At 72.6% G+C, this 25,127-nt stretch carries 2 protein-coding genes; both read left to right on the top strand.

Going from position 1 to position 25,127, the window contains the following annotated elements; translation table 11 throughout:
* The first annotated feature begins 84 nt into the window (after positions 1–84).
* Complete coding sequence (locus LO771_RS17300) at positions 85–1,551, top strand: WXG100 family type VII secretion target (protein WP_230653395.1); 1,467 nt, start codon at positions 85–87, stop codon at positions 1,549–1,551.
* Entirely contained in the window at positions 1,548–24,932 is a 23,385-nt protein-coding gene (locus LO771_RS17295; protein WP_230653510.1) for a hypothetical protein, read from the top strand. The genes LO771_RS17300 and LO771_RS17295 overlap by 4 nt, the downstream gene beginning before the upstream one ends.
* Positions 24,933–25,127: the final 195 nt, after the last annotated feature.

Raw genomic sequence — 25,127 nt, 5'->3', positions numbered from 1 at the left:
ACAGGTTTCCCCGCAGACCCGGCCCTGTGGTCCTGACGACCGTCATGACGCAGCCGGCGGCCCCGCAACGCCCAGGAGATTCCGATGAGTGACAGGTTCTCGGTCGACACCGAAGGCCTTGCCAAGGCCATCGAAGGTGTCGAGCAGGTCGCATCGGACGTCAGAGGGGTCGGGGCGGAACTCACCTCGGCGCTGGACGCACTCGGTCCCTGCTGGGGCGACGACGCCGGCGGCAAGCTGTTCCTGGAGCAGTACGAACACCCCCGGGACCAGGTCCTGGAGGCTCTGCGGAACTTCGCCGACATCCTGCTGAGCACCGCTGAAGGCATCAACACCATGGCGAAGCGGTACACCCGGCTGGAGCAGGAGAACGCCGACTCCCTCGCCGACCTCTCGAAGGGGAAAGACGGGGAGCAGTCCACGACGACAGTCATCCGCTACATCGACGGCCCGGGTTCCTCCGGCACGGACAAGGGTTCGTCGAACGGGAGCGGCGCGGGGGCTCACAACAACCAGACCACGTCGAAGAACACGGGCACCCCAGGCGTTCGCACCCTCGTCCCGGGGCCACCCTCCGGCGACACCGGGGTCCCCTCCGACAGCGGCAGCGCACCCCTCACCAGCACTCCCGGCCACGCCACCACCGGCACCGGCACCGGCACTCCGGACATCCTCGGCGGCACGCCCGTCACCGCAGGCACCCTGTCGACCACCACCACCGGCAGCACCCCCGCCACCCCGGGCGCGCCCACAACCAGCCACACCACCCTCGGCGGCACACCCCCCACGACAGGCAACCCGTCGACCACCACCACCGGCAGCACCCCCGCCACCCCGGGCGCGCCCACAACCAGCCACACCACCCTCGGCGGCACACCCCCCACGACAGGCAACCCGTCGACCACCACCACCGGCAGCACGCCCGCCACCCCCGGCCGCACCACCACCGGCGCCACCCCCGCCACCCCCGGCCGCTCGAACCGCCCCATCAGCAAGGATGCCCAGACCGCCGAGGAGACCCCGGCCACCGAAGGCCTCCCCCTCCTCCCCCGAACCGCAGTTCCCGCCCCCTCCGTCGGCGGCACCCCCACCACCACCGGACACCCGAACCGACCCACCACCGCAGCCGAACCCGCACAACGCCGGACCAGCAAGGACGCCCAGACCGCTGAGGACGCCCAGACCGCTGAGGACGTCCAGACCGCCGAGGACGTCCAGACCGCCGAGGAGACCCCGGCCACCGAAGGCCTCCCCCTCCTCTCCCGAACCGCAGTTCCCGCCCCCTCCGTCGGCGGCACCCCCACCACCACCGGACACCCGAACCGACCCACCACCGCAGCCGAACCCGCACAACGCCGGACCAGCAAGGACGCCCAGACCACGAAAAACGCCCAGACCACCGAGGAGGAACTGGTGGAGAGCCATCCGCTGGGTGCTGGTGGCGAAGGGTCGTTGGTCGTGGTGTCCCCCGGGGTGGAGTCCGTGGCCGGCGTGGTGCCGGGCGATGGCGGTGCGGTGGCGTCCGGGGACGAGGAAGAGGTCCGGGCGTGAGCATCCAGATGCCGCCGGAGCTGTCATGGGTGGCGCACCTGGCTGTGGGCCAGGGATGGCCCCAGGGCGACGAGGACCGGCTGCAGTCGCTGAACGAGGTCTGGCAGGGCGCCGCGCGGGACCTGGTGCGGATCAGCAGCCAGCTGGGGTCCGCCGGCGGCGCGGTGCTGGAGAACGTCGGCGGCCAGGTGGCCGAGGAGTTCCGCACGTTCATGGAGCAGCTGCAGGGCAGCCTGCCCGACCTGGCCGACGCCTCCCGGTCGCTGGGCGACCTGGCGCGGGAGAACGCCGTGCAGGTCGAGTACGCCAAGCTCATGATCCTCTTCCAGCTGCTGTGGCTGGCCGCCGAGATCGCCATGTGGATCTACTACGCGCCGGAGGTGGTCCCGGCGCTGGTGGCCTCCGCGCGGGCGGCGGTGAAGATGATCCTGCGGCACATGATGACCGGCATCGCGCTGGGGACCGCGATGATGGTGCTGCCGGACGCCCTGATCCAGGCCTACCAGATATGGATCAAGAAGGACCGCACCAAGTGGAGCGTGGAGAGCACGGTCCAGACGGTCAAGTCCGGCGCGGTCTCCGGCGCGATCGGCGGGCTGGTGTTCGGGGCGGGCGCGGCGCGGTTCCCCAAGTTCTCCGGGTCGCTGGGGGGCAAGTTCGTGCTCGGCGCAGCGGTGGGCGGCGCCTCGTACCTGGCGCTGGCCGGTGACCTCAACGACACCTGGGGCGTGGCCGGGTCGTTCACCGCCGGCATGGCCGGCAGCCTGTCCGGCGGGGGGAACAAGCGCCGCTTCGGCGGCGGGGCCAAGGACGAGGCCGGGGTCAAGGTCCCCACCCCCCACCTGCCGGACGCGCTGAACGTGCACCTGCCCGGCGACCCGCCCGCCCCCTCCTCCCCCTCCGGCCGACCCGACGCCACCACCACCAGCACCACCGGCGGCGGCACCACTGGCGGGACCGGCGGGACCGGCGGCGGGACGGACACCGGCACCGGCGGGACCGGCGGCGGTGGGGAGGTCCTCCTCGTCACACACACCCCGGACGGCCCCCACGACGGCACCGACACAGCCACGCAGACCACCACCGCCGGAACCGAAACCGGCACCGGCGCCGGGGAGGCCCCTGCCGCCGCCCAGCCCGGTGGCGGGACGGGCACCGCCGCCGGGACCCGGACCACCGGCGACGGCACCGGCGGCGGGAGCCTCCACACCCCGCACACCACCAGGACATCGGACATCACCGGCAGCACGGCCGCCCGGCCGGACATCATCACGGATACGGCCACGGGCCCCGGGCAGGCCGCGCCCTCCGCCGCCCCCGCCCCCCAGGACCACCGCCCCACCCCCGCAACGACCCAGACCCCCGCCCCCGCACGTGGCACCGTCGCCCGTACCACCGCCCCTGGCCTCCCCGGCTTCACCACCCACTTCACCCCCCACCCCGACACCGCCCCCGCCCCCGCCCCCCGCACCGAGGCGGCCCCCGCCCCTACCCCCGCACACGCGGCCCCCGCCCCCCGCACCGAGGCGGCCCCCGCCCCCGCGCCGAACGGCCCCCGCCCCGCCACCACGACACCGGAAACCCCCGCCCTCAGCGGACCCCGCACCACCACAGACGCACCCCGCACCACAACCACCACCGACCCCGCCCCCACCCGCGACACCACCCCCCCCCGGAACACGACCCCCGTCCCGCGCACCGCCAGCACGGCCACCACCCCCCACCACGACACCCGCCCCGCCAGGCCCGCCGACACCACCACAGGCCCCAACACCGCCCCACGCCCCCAGGACCCGCCCGCCCGTCAGCGCCCGGGCACCGACCCCGATTCCGGCATCGACGACTCGCCACCCCTGACCCATCCCGACCAGACCCGCACCGCCCCCAGCACCGAAGACCTCCTCACCCACCTGACCACCCTCCTGGGCCCCGACCCGGACAGCGGCAGCGGCCACCTGCCCCTGCCGGACGCCACCTCAGGACCGTCTTCGACCGGCCTCGGCGACGGGCTCCACGCCACAGTTCACCTCGGGCCCCAGAGGGGTGCGGAAGCGTGGGACGGGTCCCGCCCGGCCACCGCCGGCGGCGATGCGCGCGCCGACGGGCCGCCGCCCGCGGCCGCACGGGACACCACGCCGCCGGATCCCGGGATGGGCGTGCTGCTCGACTCCGGGGAAAGCAACCCTTCTCCTTTGATGTCGATTGCGCCGACAGGGCGCGACTACGCCCCGGCGGCCGGCGGTGAGGAGTGGTCCTCGCCGCACACCGGGGACGACTCCGGATCCTCCGATACCGCCGGCACGGCCGACGGTGGCCATCGGGAGCGGTTCTCGATCGACCCGGGCGACGGCCCCCACGCCACAGTTCACCTCGGGCCCCAGACGGGTGCGGAAGCGTGGGACGGGTCCCGCCCGGCCACCGCCGCCCCCGGCCCCGGCCCCGAGGACCCCGGCGCCCGCCCGGATGCCGGCGTCCACCGGCCCCCGCACGATGCCGCACCGGCAGCGGACGAGGAGGGCGCGGGCCTCGGCCGCGGCCCCGCCTCGCCGTCCGCACAGCCCGAACAGCCCGAGGGTCACGGGCCGCGGGCGCAGGACGAGTCGGGCGGGCGGAGGGAGCGGTACCAGCAGTACATCCAGCAGCGGGATGCCGCCTACCACGAGCGGCTGTTCACCGAGGAGGGCTTCCAGCGGGCCGCGGGCGACATCGCGCAGGAGGTCGCCGCCCAGGTGACGAGGTCCGCCGACGGCGACCTGTTCGCCCGGCGCGACCCGGACCGTCTCCGGGCGATCCGCGAGCGGGCCGAGGAGGACTATCGCGCCGAGCTGCGCGACGCCTACCAGGCCCTGGCCCGCGACGCCGGACCTGCGGGAGTGCCCCCCGAGCAGTGGCACACCGCCCGCGCACAGGTCCGCGGGCAGCTGGAGCGCATCGTCGAGCAGGCCTTCCAGCTCGACCGGCACCTGGAGGTGTTCAAGGCCGACTTCGAGCAGGCCCTGACCGAGTTCCGCGCCACCGACCTGTTCGAGGGCCGCTACCTGCCCGCCGAAGAGGACCCGGCGCCCGTGCGGGAGGAGGACCCCGACCTCCTTGACCAGGAGCTGCTCGCCCCGGACCCCCTCTCCCAGGAGCTGCTGCGCGAGGACCTGCTGAAGGAGGCCGAGCGCACCGACCCCCCCGCCACCGTGCGCGAGGTCAGGGTGCGGATGCAGCTGAAGTACCTGCGGGCGGTCGACGAGGCCTTCCACGACCCCACGCCCGGCGCCGCCGCCGCCCGCGGCACCCGCCTGGACGCACACCTCACCCGGCTGCGCGGCGAGCTGCGCGAGGAGATCACCCGGCTCAGCGACCGCGAACGGCACGTCGAGCACGCCACCCGCGTCTTCGAGGAGTGCCGGGAGGACTGGCAGGAGGACGCAGCGGCAGGCGGCCACCTCGGCGAGGAGGCCGCCGCGCGAACGCTGAAGGACTTCCAGCAGCAGCTGCGCGCCGCCCACGCGGCCCTGCACGCCGCCGAACAGGACGGCCGCTGGCCCGAGCACTTCGCGCGCGTGACCGGCGAGGACTCCCTGCGCGAGCGCTTGGAGTACGCCCAGGTCCGCGAGAAGCGGCTGGCAGACGCCCGCCGTCTGCTGCAGGAGGGCACCACCCGGTTCGAGGACGACCTCGCCAACGGCGCCGAGCTGGGACCGGCCGGACACGAACGGCTCACCACCGCGTGGGAGAAGGAGGTGGAACGGGCGCACGACGCGGACTGGTTCGGCCACCGGGCCCGGCACGACTTCCGGGTCCCGGACCCCGACCCGTCCACCACCACTCCCGACGCCGCCGCCCCCGCCTCCGACGCCGCCGCGCCCGCGCCGCCCGCCCGCCCCTGGGCGCAGGGCCTGGAGCGGCTGAAGGCCACCCTCGAAGCGCGCATCGCGCACGAGGCGGACCTGCAGCGGACCCTGCACAGAACGGCACGCGAGTTCACCGAGATCCTCGGACACCCCGACAGCCCCGCCCACCACTACGTGGTGGAACAGGCGGCCGTCACACGCATCGGCCGGGACTTCCGCGAGGAGACGATCACCCGCTACGACGAGCTGTGGGCCCCGGTAGAGCAGGACACCGCCGCCTGGCTCGCACACGAGCGCCACCACGAGAACGCCTTCCACCAGACGGTCACCTCCGCCCGCACCGCGCCCCTGCGCACGGGCACTGCGGACCCGAAAGGCTCCGGTGCCACCGCCGAGCTCTCACCCGGCACCACCCACGAGCCCTCCCCCGGCGCCGCGCGCCCCGCGGAGCACGCACCGCACCAGACCGGCGCCGGACGGCCCGCGCCTGCGGGACCGGCCGAGGCCACCGCCCCACGGCCCGCGGACTCCGCTCCCCATCAGGCCCAGGTCCAGGTGCAGGCGCAGATCAGCCCGGAGCGCGACGCCGCCGCCACCTCCGCCATGCATGCGCACCCTCCCCGGACGCAAACCCGCGGCCGTGCAACCCGGGCCGAGGCACGCCACGCGGACCCCGCGCCCCAGGCGCCGCGGGAGACCGAGGACGCCGCCCCGCACACCCCGCCCCACCACCAGGCCCAGGTTCAGGCGCAGCATGAGCAGGGGTCCGAGCGCCGGGACGTGGCCACCGACGCCCGCCGGATGCTGTGGAGGAGGCAGGGCCACACCTTCCTGCCCGGCGAGGTCGAGCACGTCCTGCAGGAGTCGGCGGGAGAACACTCCGCCTTCGCGGACTTGCCGCAGGAGCAGCAGGTCCTCCACCTCGCCGCCCGGCTGGCGCGTTCCCGCGAGGAGCTGGACCGCGCCGTCTTCCGGACGCTGCTGCGACACGGACACGGCGACCCGGTCACGGACCACGAGCTGCAGCGTCTGCGCGGCAGCCTGACGCAAGAGTTCGGGGACTCCTTCCAGCGGCTGCCCGTCGAGGTGCAGGCCCGCGGCGTCGCGGCACAGATGCTGGAGGAGAAGGCCGTGCTCGGCGCCGTCACGGAGCGCAGCGGGCCGACCAGTCCCCCCCAGGCCGCGCTCGTGGACCTCGTCCGGCACGGTCTGACACAGGAGTACGGCCGGCGGTTCCGGCACCTGGAGCCTCAGGTGCGGATCGACATGATCGCCGAGCGCGTGGTCGGGCGGATGCGGGAGGCCGACCGGGTCGTGGACTGGATGCGGACGCACGCGGGACCGCAGATCACCCACGACGAGGCGTTCCGGGCCGGCGAGGAGCTGGCACAACGCCACGGCCGGCAGTTCGGGGAGCTGGACCCCGCCTCGCGCGTCGAGGCGGTCGCCGCGCAGCTCATCCGGCAGCAGCCCACCAGGTTCCAGGACCACGGCCACCTCGTGGACCACGTCGACGTGGACCGGATGATCGCCGCAGCACGTCCCGGGTCCACCGTGCAGGCCGCCGACGCGGACACGCTCGGCGACTCCCCCGAGGAAGCCCCGTCGTCGCTCGACGGGCCCGGGCAGTCACTCCTGCACCACGAGGTCGCGACCGAGCCGACGCGCCCCGGATGGAAGCAGACCGAGGCCGACGGGCACATCGCCAACGGCGCGGAGCCGGTACGGATGTGGGAGGAGGGTGTGCGGGGCGGGGATCTCCCGGCGGACAGCCCCGCAAAGCACACGGGCGCCCCGGCGGGGCCGAGCGGACGTCCGCACGAGGAGCAGCCCGGGGGCGGGGGCCCCCACCCGCAGCACCTCGGGACGGTCGTGGCGGCCGATCCGGGCGTGCGCCGGATCGGCGTGCCGAGGGCGTCGCTGCCGTACCTCACCGAGGTGGTCGCCGAACTGCGGAAGGTGGTCGAGGAGGCGGGGTCGGAGGTTCCGGCGCACCGGTGGGAGGAGCTTCCGCACACCCTGCTGGGCAACTACCGGTACCTGGTCCCGGGGCGGGAGGGCTCCGGACCCACCGGACTGCACCTGGACCTCGGCCCGGTCGAGGTGCTGGTCTCCCTCGACCCGCGGGATCCGCGGGTGGAACGGAGTACCGACGCGTCGCCGGTGGGGCCGTCCCGCCTGGAGACCATCCCGGAGGAGCCCGAGGAGGAGGCTCATGCGGCGGACGCACCGGACGGGGCGGCCGGGCCGCTCGGTCTCGTGCCGGACCGCAAGCAGTCCGCGGAACGGTTCCGCGCGACCGAGGTGGTGAACGCGTCGATGGCGACGGGAGCGGTGACCCGGTCACGTTCGGGCCCGACGAGCGCGACCCGCGGAAGCCTCTCGGGGGCCGTCGGCATCGGCCTGGGCCCCGGTGTCGCCCACGGGATCCACGCCAACGTCTCGGTCTCCGCCTCGGCCAACGCATCGAGCCGCTCGACCACCCACGTCGGGGACGCGGAGGGCGGCAAGGTCCTGGACACACGTGCCGAGCCGACCCTGGTCACCTACCGGCCCGAGTGGTCCTTCCGTGTCCGGACCGACGAGGAGCGCCTCACGCCGTGGGAGGAGATCGCCGCCCGGCCGGTCACGGTCCCGGGGGACGAGCGGCTCCTGCTGTGGGTGGCCGACCACCACCTCGGCACGCCGCCCGAGCAGGTCACCGCGACCGGTGTCCTCGGGTCGGCGGAGACGCTGCCCGCACGCCACTTCGCCTCGCCGCTCACCAACCTGCCCCCGCTCTTCGACGCGGTCGTCGGTGCGCTCCACTCCCGGGGCGTGGACGTGGCGGTCGGCGGTCCGGTGCGCCGGCAGCTCGCGAGGATCTACGAGCTGGACGCGCACCTCGTCGAGGCGGTGCAGGGACCTCACGGCTACCGGTTCCACCTCTACGACGGCCGTGGCCGACCCGTGGCGGAGGTCCGTCTGCGCTCTGTTCGCGTGCCGGGATCCGGCCGCGTGGGCGCCACCAGCGACAAGGCCCACATCGAGGACGTCAGGACCATGATCGACGGCGTGTCCGGGAGCCACGCCGTCAGCCACTCGCTCGGTGTCTCCGTGGGAGCGGGGGTCGACCTGCTGCCGTTCTCGTCCCCCGACCGGGGCATGGGCGTCAGCGCGTCGGCGGGGCCCACGTGGTCCAGGTCCGACGGCCACGAGGCCGGACGCACGGGCCTGTACGTCACCGTGCCGCGCTGGGTGGGGCACACCGCCGGCTACTCCGTGGAGTTCGACCACCACGCCGTCGTCTCGGTGCCCGGGAAGGGTTCGGTCACGACCGGGAGCGTCCGCAGTGAGGCGCTGGTCATGATGCCGGAACCCGACGCGTTCGCCCACGGGTTCCCCGTCGACCGCGAGGCGCTGCGCCCCCCGGCCGACACCGCGTCGGACTGGGCGAGCGAGGTCATGGCCTCGCTCGGACTGAAGCCCGATCCGGTGGGGTCCACGGAGGACCGCGCGGCACCGGTACCGCTGGACCGCACCACCGTGCCGTACGCACCCGACCTGCTCCGGGGGACCGGGCGCAGGGAGGGGGATCCGGTGCACCTGGCTCCGCCCGACCACGTCGCCGAGGGCCGGGGCATCGGCATGGGGCTCGTCCAGCCCGACGAGAAGAGCGTGAACCTCATCAGGGACTGGCTGATGCGGGAGCTCGGCCGGCGGGGCTTCCTGCCGACGGACAAGGACCTGAGCCGGAAATCCCGGTGGTCGACCGGCGAGGGCCGCAACGCCCGTATCGACAACCAGCGGATCCTCGACAAGTTCGTGTCGCCGCGGGGGATCTCCTCCCACTACACCCAGATCCACCAGACAGGCCTGGTCTTCCGGCTGGAACGGCCGTCGCGAGGGCTGTCGGCCGTCCGCCTCCGCCCGGTCGGCGCGACGGTCACCATCCGGGCCGTCCGGAACGAGGACAGGGTCGCGGAGTTCAAGGGGTCGACCGACCGGGAGCACGTCGTCAACCTCTCCATGGGCATGGACACGTCCGGTCAATTCGGCAGCGGCACGACGAGGTTCGGCCTCTCCCTGAACGTCAGAAGCTTCTTCAAGAACCCGAAGGACGGCGCCCTGGGGTTCGAGATCGCACGGTCGGGCGGCGCGTCGCAGAAGGTCGGCTTCCTCAACAACCGGCCGGAGCTGATGGAGTACGCGGGTGTCGTCAACAAGCACGTCCTCTTCAGCGACTACACGGTGACCATCGCCTTCCAGGGCGGCAGGCCGTGGCACATGTTCCGCAAGGAGGCGCGCGACCCGGAGCCGTACGTCCTCCACCAGCAGCCGGCGGAGACCCGCCTGCTCCCCCTCGGGTACGGAAGGAACGGCAGCGCCCCTTCCGCCGGGCCGACGCCGCGCTCGGTGCTCGACCGGGCGGTGGTCTACTTCCTCGATGCGACCGGTCTGCACGAGGCCGCAGCCGGCGTGCTCGGCGAACTGGCCGGTCCGCACGGCGAGGTCGACGCCGAGCTCTCCGCGTTCACGGGCACCGCCGAGGTGCAGGCGCACCTGAAGGAGATCCTCGGCGGTGCGTACACCACCGACCAGCTCTTCGACGCGGGCTTCTTCCGGGACACCTTCGCCGCGGTGGACATCAGGGGAGACCTGGGGCCGACGAGGTTCCTGGATGCGACCGACAGCCCGTTCGTGCTGGGGATCATCAACCTCTGGCTCTCCCAGGCGTCGACCGGCGCGTTCCAGGGCACCTCGTTCGGCGTCAGCGTCCGCACGTCCGCCGGCGGGTCGGTGCACTCCCCCCGCGGCGCCGGATCCCTCCAGGGGGGTGCGGGCGCGGGCCGGACATGGCAGTGGGGCACCTCGCGCTCCCTGGAGCGCACGGGCGGCAAGGAGCAGATCCAGCTGGACTTCAACCGGGCCTACGCCTTCGGGACGAAGGTCGGCTTCGAGGTCACCGCAAGCCTGGAGAAGCACGGCAAGTTCGCCCGGGCCTTCTACGCCTCCGGCAGCAGCCGGGTGGAGGGGCGCACGATGCTCTTCCTGCTGCCCGAGCCGGCCGCACTGGAGTACTACGCCGCGGACACCCTGCCCCTGTCCGACGGTCAGCTGGCGGACGTGCTGAACCGGTGGAACAAGGGCGAGGTGCGCCTGAGCGGGAACACCGTCGCCGGTGTCCTGTCGCGCTGGGTCGACGAGGTCCCCGAACCGGGCCCCCGGCCGTTGGACGAGACCGGCCAGCGCACGGCGGACGCGCTGGACTCCCTGGATGCCGACCGCAGGTCCCTGGCCCGGACGCTGGCGGCGCTGCACGGCGAGGGCACGCTGCCGGTGCTCGACCAGGGTGCCAGAAACCGCTTCGAGGAGATTTTCGGACTGGCCCTGCAGGACCCGCAGGACCCCTTCGGCGCGCTCATGCTCCCGGAGTACCTGACCCGCGAGGACCCGGGCGGCCGGACTCTGGGGCACAGCGGCGTCGAGAAGGTGGCCTACGACGACGGACGCTCCACCTGGGACATCGTCTGCAGCCGGGTCGACGCGGTGGCACCGGGCCTGCTCGCCGCGAAGCCGGACGTGTGGAGCGTCAGGCAGCGGCGGATCGGACGCCTCCAGGGCGCGGTGGACGCGCTGCAGGGCCTGCTGGCCGACGGCCGCGACGTGGCGATGTGGGAGGACGTCCTCTCCCCTCACGGACAGAAGTTCTACCTGGTCAACCCCGAGGGCTGGCTCATGTCGGACGTCGTCGAGATCACCGTCTCGGACGTCCTGGTGTCGGCGCCGAGGGTCACCGGCTTCCGTCCGGAAGCCGGCCTGGAGAACTACGAGCACGGATACGTCGTCACCTCGCAGGGCACCACCAGGGGCACGACGGACACGGTGGGACCGGCCACGCTGGGCGGCGGCCAGGACCACTGGTCCCTCACTGGGAACCTCGGCCTCGGGGGCGGGCGCCGGCGCGGCCTGGCCACGGGGGACGGCACGATGACGGAGCAGACCGTCTACGACTGGAACGGGCACTACACGGTGGAGGTCCGTCACAGGCTCACCGTCGGGGTGCGCCGCGTCGAGATGCCGCACCGGCCGCTGAACAACCGGCTCGCCGGCATGCTGCTCCACGGCGAGGTGCCCGCCTCGGACCCGGCTCCCGCCACCGCCACCGGCACCCTGACCCTGAAGATCCCCCGGGGGGTCGCCGAGTCCCTGCCGCTGCACGGACCGGAGACGCACGACCTCAGGCCGCTGCCGGAACTGCCCGGCGACGCGTACGTCTCCGGCGTCCTGCTGGACGACGCCGTACCCGCCGGGCACAGGCTCCTGGCCGATATGTTCGGCGAAAACACCGCCGGGAACACGAAGAACGCCACCGCCGTCCTGGACCAGCTGCTGTCCCGCTCCCACATGAAGAACCAGCTCCGGTCGGCGTCGGCGGGGAAGAGGGTGCTCCTCGCCGGCGACCTGTTCATCGGCGGGAAGCCCTCCGCGCGGGCCCGGGTGTGGCTGCACGGCGAACTCACCGACCTCCAGGTGCTCCGAGAGCTGGAGGGGACGGGAACGGGCCGGTACAGCAAGCACCAGGGCGGGACCACGTCGAGCAGCAGCACCGGCCTGCCCCGCCTCTCGGGGGGGGTCGACGGCTCCGGCACGCACGACCCGCAGCACTCCTCCGCCCACACGGCGCCCGTCGTGGACTCCCTGCAGGGAGGGGCGGGCGCCGGCCGCAGCACCGCCATGAACGTGTCCGGGGCCGCGACGGGCAACTACCGGCGCGAACAGCACGTCAAACAGCAGGGACCGGTCTACCTGGTCCGGATGCGGGGCCGCTACCGGCTGGAGGGGGAGCGCTTCGACGACCACCTGCTGTGGCCCGCCGCGCCGGCGAGCCGGCACCGCAGCGAGCCGTTCACCGGGGACGTCTACGCGGAGATGTTCCAGGAGGAGGTCGACGGGTTCCGCGCCCGCATCGCCGAGGCGGCGCACCAGGCCACCGTGGACGAGCGGGGCTGGGCGGCCCTCGAGGGGAGCGCGCCGCGGTTCGCCCTCGACACCCTCGTGGCGGAGGCGGCAGAGGACCCCGGCGTCGACGCGTGGCGCATCCACCAGGCGGTCGCCCGGCGGGTGCGGGAGCAGGCCGGGGCCGTGCCCGCCGCCGTGGTGCTCACCCACGACCCGTCCGCGCTGGCCGAGCACGCCCACCGCGAGGCCCTGCAGTGGGCGGTCGACACCATGCGCGCCGACCTGGCGGAGGCCGCGGCGGTGGATCCCGGGGTCCGGAAGCCCGAGAGCCTGGGCCGCTACGAGCGGTACCTGCGGCAGACGGCCGGCCGTCCCGACCCCGCAGGCATTGCCGGGACCACCGACGAGACCACCGGCGACGTCATCCGCGAGGTGAACCGGGTACGCGACCTGCTCACGGCCGAGGCCGGCTTCACGCCCGGTCCCGTCCGCCTGCCCGGCGTCATCGCCCTCACCCACCTGTCCCACGACCACCTGGTACGCGGCATCGCCCACGAACTGGACGCGCACATCCGGCTGGACGTCGCCCTCCCCGACGGCACCGTGCGGAGCCGCTGGGCGGAGCCCTCCGGCCGCGTCCACGCGTTCGACCCGTCCGACCCGGGCGCCCCGGGCCGCACGTCCCTGTCCGCCGACGAGGCGCAGCGGGCCGGCCTGCTGGACCCCTCCCTGCGGCGGGACGTGGACGAGGTGGGCCTGAACGCCGACGACCTCGGCGAGATCTACCGGACGTCGTGGGAGCAGCAGCGAAGCTTCGACCACGCGGTCTCCGTGGAGGTCGCCCGCCTGCGCGAACGCCTGAGGACGCTGCACCCCCGGCTCGAGGACCTCTTCGGGCGGGCTCTCGCAGCCGCGTCCCACTGGAGCGCCGAGGCGGAGCGCCTCGCGGCGCACCGCGACGCACCGGCGGACGGCGGCGAGGAGGCCCTGCGGGTCGGTGCCGAGCAGGAGCGCGACGCCCGGAGGTACGGGACCGACGCGCGACAGGTGCTGGACATGCTGCGCGCGGTGGTACGGGAGCACTCTCCGAAGGACGTCGACCTGACCGTGGAGAACGCCGCGCACGGACTCGCCCCGGGGGAGTCCGCGCGCGGCGGGCCGGCGCCGCAGGCCACTCCCCGGTCCCCGTCCTTGCGGGACGGGGACCGGACGACCGCGGACAGCGGAGAGGCGGTCGGCACCGGCGGCCGGGACTTCGGTGTGCCGGACGTGGACCGCCCCGGGGAGGAGGAGGCGGCGGCGCGCGCGCCCCTCGGGACCGTGGGGACCCGTGCCGTCGACCACGCCGACTGGTCCGCGGTGCTGGACGCGGACGCCGGAGGCTTCCGGCCCAACCTGACGAAGCAGCCGGACGGCTTCCCCTCGACCCGTGCGGAGGCATGGCGGAGGTACCGGGACGCCCACCAGAGGGTCGAGGCGCTCGGGGGCACGACCCCGGAGGCCAGGGGAGAGCAGGACCGCGCCCTCTCCGCGGCGGCCTCGGACGCCGAGGGCGCCAAGGCCATCGCGCTCGCCGCCGCAGACATGCGCTTGAAGAGCGCCCGGAGGGCGCTCGAAGCCTGGGGCCACGCCGATCCCGAGGGGCTGATGGGACGGTTCGAGCAGTACGGGGCGGGTCCCCGGGGGGCGGGGACGCAGGCGCCGGACTCCCTCACCGCTCCACAGCGCCCGGCCGACGCCGCACCTGCGGACGGGACGCGCTCCCCGGGAGGGCCGGAGTCCTCGGAGGAACGGCAGGCACCGGAGGAGCGGACGGCGCCGGGGACACGGGCGGTGCAGGAGAGCACCGACGTCCCTGACCGCGGGATCCGTGCACAGCAGGCGGCGGAGACCGCGGCCGGGGAGACCGTCCCGGGCCCGGACCCGGCGTCCGCGGAGTACGAGGCGCTGCCGCCCGCACCGGCGGAGAGGGAGCATCCCGGGCCCGCTCCGACCGAAGGAGGCGTGCCGGAGTCGGCGGAGGATCTCGAGAAGGCAGTGGCCGCCGCGGTGATGCCTGTGGCACGGCACCCCCTGGACGTGCCGCTTCGGCGCTCACCGCAGCGTGACGTCCCGGACACCTTCGAGCGCGACCAGGACCGGTGGCGGAGCCTGCGCAGGCTGAACCGCGAGGTGCTCGACCGCGGCAAGAAGGCCGCAACGGCGGAGGACCAGGCCGAACTCGCACGTATGGTGCAGACCATCAGGGAGGAGGTGGACTCCCTCAGCAACGCGGATCTCACGGCGTTCCTCGGCAACTCCGGCGCCGAGCTGAGGTACGGCCTGGAATCGCGCGCTGATCGCATCGTCGAGCTCAGTGCCGCGCTGCAGGGGAAGCCGGCGACCGGTTCCCGGTACGACCCCGCCGAACAGGAGTTGCAGGTCCTGTTCGGACAGGCCGCCCTCATCGGCGCAGAGCTGGACAGGCGGAAGGCGGGCCCGGACAGCAGCCAGCGCATGGTCCCCAGCGCCGCGGATCTCGCGATCGCCAAAGCGCTGCACGACGGCGAGGACCCGCAGCAGGAGCTGGACCGCATGCGGTCGGCCGCCAGGGACCTGGCATCGCTCATCACGGATCCGCTGTCGGCGTCGGACGCCTCCACGGTGCCGGAGGACCTGCTGACGGAGGCAGCACCCCCCGGCACATGGGAGCTGTGGTTGAGCCGGTCGTTCATCCGCATGTGGTCGGCCGCCAGGGACCTGGGACAGCTCGTCACCCGTCCGCTGTCGGCGTCGGACGCCTCCGCAGGGCCGGAGGACGAGCAGACGCAGGCAGCGTCCGTCCGCGCACAGGAGCTGTGGCTGAGCCATCAGCTCATCCGCGCCGACCAGGACGTGAAGACCTACGAGGCGCTGTCCGAGCGGTCCACGGCATGGGAGCGGGTCGGCGAGCGCAGCACCGCGGCCCTGGTCATGACCGAGCGCCGATCCCAGGAGTTCCGCTCCAGGGACCTGTTGAGCGCTCAGGACAGGCTCCGAGGCATCAGGGCCGACTGGGTGGAGAAGTACCCGGTTGCAGAGGACTCGTCCGACCTGCTGGAGCGCGTCCACCAGCACCTCGTCGAGGGCCTGTCCGTGGTGAGCGTCGTGCCGTCGGACGCCTCCGTGCTGCTGACGCTGATCGGCGACCACCAGGTGCCGCTCGTCGACGCCCTGGCACGGGCCGGCGGCCGGGAGCCGGCCTGGCAGGACCCCAAGGAGGCGTCACTGCCGGCGCGCCTCGTGTCCACCGAGTATCAGCGGACCGCCGCTGCCCCTCCGGGAAGCATGGTCATCCGCTGGAAGGCTGGGGTGCGCGAGCGCACCGGCCACCGGGTGGACACCGCGGACACGCAGGGAGGTGACGCGCCGGAGACGCACCTGAGCCTGTCCAACCTCTTCCCCCTGCTGGCCCACGGGGACGTCGACGCCGTCCGGCTCGCCCTCGCCGAGGCCACGGGTTTCCACCACGACACCGGCCTCCGGGGACGCCTCAAGGCGCTGCGCCCGGCGACGGAGGCCCACTTCGGCGCGCTGATCCACGGCGACCTGGACTGGAGCGACGTGGACGAGGTGGTCCTCGTGCACGACGGCGGTGCGTCCGCAGAGCAGATGGGGCACGCCCGTATCGACCTGGAGGACTTCGCGGACCTGCACGATCTCGACTTCACCGTCTCGTTGCTGAGGGTCCCGGCATCCCGGAGGACCGGGGACCCGGGCCCTGCGGACGCCTCGGCACTGCCTGTCAGCACTCTGCTGACGGGGAGCACGGCCGTCGGCGGCACCACACCCGTGCTGGGCCTCGACTACACCCCGTCGGCCGACCGGGCGACATGGCCGGCCGGCCGGGAGGGCCTGCTGGTCACCGACCATCTCTTCATCCTGGAGAGCACAGACGGCGGAACTCTGTACAGATCGCCGGAGACGCCTCCCTGGCGGGCGGGGGGCTCGGGCGAAGCCGTCTTCGTCATGGCCCTGGGCGACGCCGAGGGCATGACCGTCCAGCTCGGCGGCGGGGAGACTGCCCGGCTCGACGCGGAGGAGTCCGCCGCGCGGATGGCGGCGGACATCGACCGGAGCAAGATCATCCCAGGGGCCCCGGTCGTGCTGCTGCTCTCGCACGGCGGCGCAGGAGGGCTGCTGTTGCCGCGTCTGCTCGCCGCACGGACGGACCGGGACGTGTGGGCCTTCAGCGGGCCCCTGGAGGTGGTGCCCTGGAAGGACGGCCGCCGCCTGATCGTCATGAACAGGCCCTTCGAGGGACTGGAGGCCGCAGGGGGGTGGATCCTCAGCCGCCCTGACGACCTGGGGCCGCGACCGGACGGTGCCCGCACCGCGGACGCCCCGCCGCCAGGGGTGGTGGTATCCGGGCACGCCGCCGTCACGGACAGCGATGTGGTCACCTACACCATCTTCGACGCCGCCCACCGGCCGGTGGGCCGCGCCTCGCACACGCCGACGGACCAGGCCCGCCGCGAGTCCGTCCAAGCGGGTCTCACCAGCACCACGCACTACTGGCGGTATCCCCACAGCGAGGACGACCGTCATCAAAGGGCGGTCGAAGGCAGCAGTCGACCGCTGCCGTGGGTCGAGGCACACCCTGGCCGCACGCCGTACTTCTTCAACGCCCACGGCACCGAGACCTCGGTGGTCCTGCAGACCGGCGCCGGCACGATTCATGTCGACGGGAAGCAGTTGGGCGGCTACATCAGGCGTCGCCCGAGCTTCTCCCGACTCCCCGAGGACAGTCCCATCGTCCTGGTGTCCTGCTCCACCGGGGACAGGGCGGCCGGCAGCCGAACGGTGGCAACACGCCTCGCTGCGTCGACCGGACGCATCGTCTACGCCCCGACCAGCATCGTGTACACGCACCTGGGGGTCATGCACAGGGCTGACGGCGGGGCGGGCGAATGGATGGCGTTCCATCCCTCCCCGGCCCTCCCGGCAGCCGCGCACGGCTCCGAGCAGAGCACGGGCCTGCAGCCGGGTTGGTCTGCGGACGCCTCCGGCCCGAGGCCCGGGAGTGAAACGGTGCCCCTGTTCGGGGAACCGCAGCACGACCGCGCATTCGGAACACCTCGGCGGGACCGTGGACCGGAGGACGGCACCGGGGACCGCGACCCGCTGGGACCGGAGACGGCGGCCGAACACTCCGCCACCCCCCTCCCCGCCGATGTGCCCCGTCCGTCAGGAGCCGAGATCTCGTCGTCCAGGGGTGAGCTGTCACCGGAGACCGACCTCTACCACGAGGTGAACCTCCAGTTGCAGCGCGAGGCTCCTGGCACCGCACACGTGGATGTCGACACGGTGCTCCACGCCCGGCGGGCGCTCGCGGCGGACGGCTCCCTTTCCTCCACGACGACCAGGGGAGTGGCCGCGGACATCGCCGCCTACCTGCTCGGCCACGATCTGCCCCGGTTGCACGGCGGCGCCCCTTTCAAGGCAGCTGTCGCGGCGGACATGGCCCAGGACCTGAAGAACGCCTACGAGGCCGCCCTCCAAGGCCAGGGGCGGCTCACCGTACCGATCACCGGCACCAGCGTGAGCGGTGCCCAACTCGTCGAACGAATCATGACCGCCATAGGCGCCCCGGACGGGTTGAGGACAGCGGTGAGGACGAGCGGCAGCTCGCATTTCAAACCCGGCAATCACAAACTGCTCTTCACGTACAACAACGGCACGCACCCGCAGACCGTGCGCTTCGACGTGTCGCTGATCGCCGACACCGCGTCTGCGGCCGCAGAGGCCGGACCGAGCAGGCTGCCCGCCGGCACCGGGGACGCGGCCGTCCCGCCGGTGCCGGAGATCTCCAAGGAGGTCAAGTTCGAGATCGGCGGCTGGTTCAGCAAGCTGATGCGCGACAGGCTGAACCAGCCGGTGATGCTGGCCGGCGGAGCGCAGATCGCTCTCAAGCATGCCAGCCCGCGCCCCGTCGCCGACCTGGACTTCCGTGCCGAGATCCCGTACGTGGCCGACCTGGCCGAACAGGTCAACACGGCGATCCGCGAGGCACGGCCGGACAGCGAGTTGACGGACTTCACGGCAGACTCCAAGGACAAGCGGGCCCTGACCGGGTACATCGACGGCGTCGAGATCACCATCGGCCCCACGCTCACCCTCTACACCGGCACCGCCGACATCCAGGGCATAACCGTGGCGTCGGACATGGACGCCGTCGTGGACAAGGCCCTCTCGTTCGTGGTGCGGACCGGTGAGAAGCAGGACAAGGACCTGTTCGACCTCCTCTGGTCGCTCGATCGGGGCAGCGTCGGAACGCTGGGGCTGCGATCCGGCCTCGACGTCCGGTGGTCCGCAGCGACCCCCGCGACCTCGAAGGGGGCTCGCGAGGACGTGTCCACCGTCCAACGCTTCAAGGAGACGCTGGACAAGGTCGGCACCAGCCGGAACCAGGTGGCGGTACTGCACGCGAAGTGGGAGAAGTTCGGCGCCTCCCCGACTGACATAGCGCGTCTCGACGCGGTGCTGGACGACCTCAAGGACACGTTCTTCGCCGGGCCCGGTCCTCACCGCGGCATGCTGGTCACGGCGGCCAACTTCACCGGCGACATGTTCGCCGTGTCCGCGGCGATGGTGCTCAACCCGAAGCTGCACGTCACCGTGCTGGCCGGACCGAAGCACCCGGACCAGGTCGGCGACTTCCTGCGATCGACGCTGGAGGCGCAGGTGAGGGCGCAGTGGAACAAGGAGGTCACCAAACAGCTCAAAGAGGAGGCCCGCCTCAACCCGGACCAGGCCGGCACCAGGACGGACCCCATGGAGGGCGATGAAAGGTTCCATGCCAGACTGGCGAACGAGCTGGCCCGTGTCCACGTCCACCACTCCGACGACCCGCACGGTCTGTACACGCGGGTGGCGGGGCGCAGGACGCAGCCGCTGCCGTACGAGGACGTCATCCCGCCGGTGCCGGCGAACCTTCGCAGCCTCCACTTCCAGCATGCGGTCACGCGGGCCAGCCTTGAGGTCGCAACCCGCTGGAAGGCACAGGGGCATGAGACGGCGAAGATCCGCTCCGCCTGGGGGCTGACCGACATCCCGGACAGCCGGGTCGTCGCCTTCCTGGAGCAGGTCGGGCTGCCCGTGAAGGGCACGCACGTGGTGCTGTGGTCACGGTTCAGCGGCAAGCGCGGCGGTGCCCACCCGCAGCATGACACCAGCCTCACCGGCATCCGGCAGCTCGTGAGCCTCCTGCCCCCGGACACCACGATCGTCCTGGCAGGTGACAGACGGCCGGGCTCCGACGCCTACCGGCGATTGGCCGCAGAACACCACAACGTCTTCGACATGACCGAGTTCTGGAAGTCCGATGCCTGGCGCGCACACTTCCCCCACGGCGGTCGCGCCGACCAGTTCAAGGTCTTCGACCACTTGGCCAGGCAGAGCGGTTCGGGCCTCAAGCACCTCGGCTTCCGCAGCGGCAACCTGGAGCCGTACGCACTGATCGGCCACAACGTCCGTTATCTGGAAGAGAAGGGGAACCTGCAGGCAACTCGTCTGCAGGACTGGCACAAGCACATCGGCTACCAGCGGATCACCGTTTCCAAGGTCCCCACCCTCTCCGGCCAGTGGATCACCAACAAGGTGGCCGAAAAGAAATCGGAAATCCCTCTGCCCTGGCTCGACAGCGGCGACAGCGGAGCGGTGAAGCTGGCGAAGACGGCCGAGTTGGGCGCACTCAACCTGACGCCCAGCGACCGCGGCTTCGCCCGGGACGACCTCATCGCGATCGGCCGCCACCTCGGCTTCACCGTGCCAGAGCACGTGCCGGACGGCGCGAAGCCGCCTGCGCACTCGCCGGAGGTGGCCGTCGGACAGCACGACCACGAGGTGCCCCCTGCGGGTCCGGTCCCCTTCGGGCCCGAAGGGGACCGGACCGGCCTCATCGCCGACACCCTGTACGGCGGTGAGCGGATCGCCGAGGTGGACGACATTTTCGTCCATTCGGTGAACACCTGGATGGAGAGGATGAGTCGACAGCAGGTGACGCCCGCACAGGTGCACACGGCCTACCGGCACCTGGCGTCCTCCCTGGGGGCGGCGTTCACCCGGGGCAGCAGCACGGGCCGCCAGGAGACTGTGGCCCGGCACCTCGCGGGCCTGGGACGCAGCGCCCGGGTCGGCGGCGCACCCGCACACGTCCGGCCTGCCACGACGCCGGACGCCGCGCTGCTCGGCGGTCAGGCCGTCGAGACGGCGCTCCGCCCGGAGAACCGAGAGCCGGGGTCGCCGCAGGCGGTCGACGGAGTGCCGCAGCCGCTGCACCAGGACGTCGGACATCCCGGGGCCGACCACGGTCAGGACCTCGCCTCGGAGGATGCCCCGCCGCAGATCTCTCGGCAGAGCACCCCCCAGGGCGCCGAGCGGGCCGCACGCCTGGAGGATGTGCTGCCCCGCGAGGAGTGGTACCGCCTGCAACTCGATCCCCTGCACCACGAGGAGGCACGACAGAAGCACCCCGACAACCCCGGGGAACTGTACGACCACCAGCAGTCGCCGGGATTTCAGGGCAGCATGAATGCCGCCTACGAGCGCTACCTGAACGATCCGGCGACCGTCGGTGACCGTGTCGACTTCAGCATGTACGAGGCCATGCACGACACCGTGGGCTCCCAGTTGAAGGAGAAGACGGACAGATCCGGCGCCGCCGGGTACACCACCAATTATCCGCTTCGTGCCGACTCCCCCACGCCCTCGGTGCTCGAGGAAGAGGTCAGCGGCAGGAGACTCATGGTCAAGGCGGACCTTCTGCTGCGTTTCGGCATCCTGCCCGACTCGCTCACCTGGACCGGCCACTTCGGGTCCGAGACGGACGTGATGTGGAACGAGACCCTTTACAAGGACTCAGAGGTCGAGAGGATCGTGGACGAGGTCTTCGATCGCTTCTACGAGAAGCTCGACACCGCGCAGAGCCCACGGGAGCAGTTGAAGGCCATCGGTTGGGTGGTGCGGACCATCCACATCATCCACCCGTACGACGACACCAACCGGCGGCTCAACGTCCACGTACTGCTGCCGCGACTGCTCCTGGCCGCCGGCTTCAAGCCGGTGATCTTCAAGGACATGCTGGCACTGTTCCAGGGCGGGCGGTCCCTGGAACAGATCACCGACGCGCTGGAGTCCGGTCAGGCCATGGATCTGCTGTCCGATTCGATCGAGGCCACCGCCCCGCAGTACGAGTCCGACTGGTACGGGAGAAACAAGCCCGATCCACGGCAGGCCACCGGCACCATCAGGCTCCCTGACTTCGGATCAAGGGGATCGGACGACCATACGGCCTCTCGGCATTTCGGACAGCAGGCCGAGCGCCTCGACTTCTCTGTGGAGGGCATCGACTTCTCCGCGGAGGGCCTCGGCGGTCCCGGCCCGGAGGAGATCACCGAAACGGGCGCCCGTCGGCAGGAGCTGCGGGAGTACCCGGCCGAGATTCCGTGGCAGGCGCGGAACGCCTCGGACGCCGGGAGCGGCACCTCGGCAGACGACGCCTCCTGGCAGCACACCGGTACACCGCAGGAGGCGTCGGCAGCCCACGGACCCCTCGTGGAGGAGCCGGAGCCGGAGCCGCTGGCACGGTGGGCGCAGGAGAACGCCCTCTCGGCCGTCTGGGTGCGCGAGGCGTTCCTCGACACCTCGGGGCTGGTGCACCAGGCGCTGGACTACCGCCCGGTGATCGGGTCCGACACGGCTTCGGCGGGCTACCGGGACGCCGTACGCCGGATCGTGGCAGCCGTCACGATCGCGCGGCACGAGCCGTCCGAGGACGACGCCACAGGCAAGGGCAAGGAGGCGGCAGGGCCGACCGCCGGGCAGGACACCCGGTTGGTGGCAGGGCTGCGCGAGCTGTCGAGGGCTCTGAAGGACTCCGACGACGCCCGGATCCGGGCGGCCGCCCGTACGCTGCGCGCGCTCGCCCCCGCCCTCGACCCCGCAGACGTCCGCAGCCTCCAGAGCCACCACCCGGCAACCGCCAAGGCCCCCGGCACCGGCCCAACCGGCGGCGCACCCTCGCATGTCCGGCCCGCCACGGCACCGGACGCCCGCCCCGCAGGACCGGCACCTGCGGTACACGGTGCGTCGGTACGCCCGGCCCAGGCGGCTCCGGACGCCTTGCGGCGACCGGACACCCACGGAAACCGCGGACAGGAGCCGACCGGCAGCGTCCCGCCCGCGCCGGAGCAGGCGCAGGACACCGCGGAGCGCGCGGTCGGCACCCCGGTCAGGGGACGGACGTCCCACGACGGAGCGGAACGGACGGCCGGATTGGACTATGCCTGGCCGGCCCGTCGGGAGCCCGGCCCCGCCGGCCCGCTGGTCACCGACAGATTCCATGTCGAGGAGCACACCGATGCCTTCGGGCTGCTGTGGCCCGACGGCGACTGGCCCGTCCGGGACGGGAACGCCCTCTTCGTCATCGCCGACGGCGACGCACGGGGCATCACCGCGTCTCCGGGCGACGGGCGCAGCGTGCGGCTCGACGCCGACGAGGCGGCCGCCCTGATGTCCGACGACCTGGCCCGCCAGGACGCCTCCCGCGCAACCCCGATCGTCCTGGTCCTCTCGCACAGTGGTGCGGACGGACCACTTCCCCGGTTGCTGGCCGCACGGACCGGCAGGGACGTCTGGTCCTTCTCCGGCCCGCTGAAGGTCGTCCTCCAGCCGGACGGCAGCCGCGTGGTCGCCCGGACCGCCGCCTCCGCCGGTCCGGCGGGCACGGCTGAATGGATCCGCACCGGCCCCGGCGATCACGGCGCCCTCCTCGACGACGCCCGGGACGCCCCCCGCACGGGCAGCGGAGTTGCGGACGGTCCTCCCTCAGGCCACGGCCAGGACCTCAAGGAAGGCGGCAAGGCCGACGGACCCGGGCATCAGCACGGCAGCAGCGCGGGTCAACCGGACGGCGGCCAGGGCGAGCGGATCCGACCGGGCATGCAACCGGACCGGACACCGCGCACAGTGGTGCACTCCGCGTTCGACGTGCGCCGGTTCCGATTCAAGGGCGAGCCGGTCACCGACCTGACCGTACGGGTGGCGTTCCGCGGCTCCGTCGACGGGCACGAGGTCGACGACGTGTGGCACCGCGTTCGGCAGGGTGTCGAGGAGTACTTCAACGCGCCGGCCCACCGACTGCCGGACGAGCGGGGACTGCCGGTCGGTGACCGGTTGCACGTCACCGTGGAGCGCGTGGCACCGGACGCGTCCCCCCACATGACCGTGGACCTCACGACCGCCGGCACGAGGATGACGCAACGGGTGTGGCAGGTGGACGCCCGGCCGGTGGCATACGCCCACGAACTGGCCCACCAACTGGGCCTCCGCGACGAGTACCGGGACGCGGCCAACCCGAACCGCGCGCATGTGGAGGGCAGCCTTCTCGGCGACATGGACGAGCCTGCACCCGAGGGCCTCCCGTCCCACGGCCTGCGCGGGCGCCACCTGCAGATCATCGACACCCTGGTCCGAACCGCCGGCCATGGCGGGCCCGGTGGGGGCACTCCCCGTCGCGAATCCGTGGATCCGCAGGGGGACGACGGGCTCACCTGGGAGGAGATCCGCGCACGCACGCTGCCGACGACACGCGAACACGCATGGGTGGACCCCGTCTCGCGACCCGCATCTTCGGGACCCCACGACGGACAGGACGGAGCAGTGCAGCCCGGCATGCCGGCACGCGCTCCTCTCCCGGCCGCCGGTCCGCCTCGGGACGGGCAGAACGCGGACGAAGCGGGAAGGACGGAGGGCGGCCGACCCCCTGCCCTTCGTCGCATGCCAGGGCCGGGCTGGCAGTATCACGCCGACCGGGGCTGGGAACCGGACCCTCAGTACCGCCCCGCCGGCCAGGAGCACAACAACCGGTACAGGCCGCCCGGATACGAGGAAATGCACTATGTGGCGGGCCGCGGCTGGGTGCAGGACCCCGGGTACCAGGCCATGGTCGGGCGACCCCGGGGTGGACGCGATGCCCACGTCCCCGGGGAAGTCAACCGTATGGCGGGAGGGCGCCGGGGGGACGCACTCCGCAACGACGGCATCCACCAGGAGCCCCGTATCCCCTTGCTGCCTGTGGAAGGAATACCGCACCAGGGAGAAGCGGGCGTGCGGTACACCCTGGATCTCCAGGTCAGGCAGGTCGGGGACACGGTCGTGAACAGAAGACTGGTCAATCTGGGCCACTCATGGGTCACGATACGCGCCGAAAAGGGCCTTGATAAATCCTCGGCCACATACGGGTTCTATCCCCGTGCATTCGACACGGCCCGACCGCTCGAGTCGAGCCCGGGAGAGGTGCGCAGAAACCATGACGACCCTCGGGATGCAAATGCGACTTTCTCGAGGGAAATCACTCCGGAGCAGCTGAGGAAGGCGCTCCGGTACATTGAGGAGAACAAGGGAAGAAAATACAATCTAATAACATACAACTGCACCACCTTCGTTCGCGATGTCTACAAGAAGGCTGTCGGGACCGAGGCACCGGGATGGGCCTTCGGGCCCGACCGACCCGATTCCCTTCGAAAAGGGATTGAAAAGGCCAATCGCAAAGCGAATGCGACTCGGACCCGCCGGTGACCTCCGGCCGGGCCGCTCGGCCCCGATGCCCGACGGCACGCGGCCGGACCCCAGGCCTCCGATGCAAGGCCGGAGGGTGACCGGGTTGCGGCTCCGACCCCGCACCGGCCGCCGCCCCGATCGACTCCTGGGCCGCACCGGGCACGGGAACGGTCAGCACCACCGGGGCCGCCGCGCCCGCGGCCTGGGACCTCA

The sequence above is a fragment of the Streptacidiphilus sp. ASG 303 genome (assembly GCF_020991365.1).
Lineage (GTDB): Bacteria > Actinomycetota > Actinomycetes > Streptomycetales > Streptomycetaceae > Peterkaempfera.
This window is presented reverse-complemented; position numbering and strand designations above follow the sequence as displayed.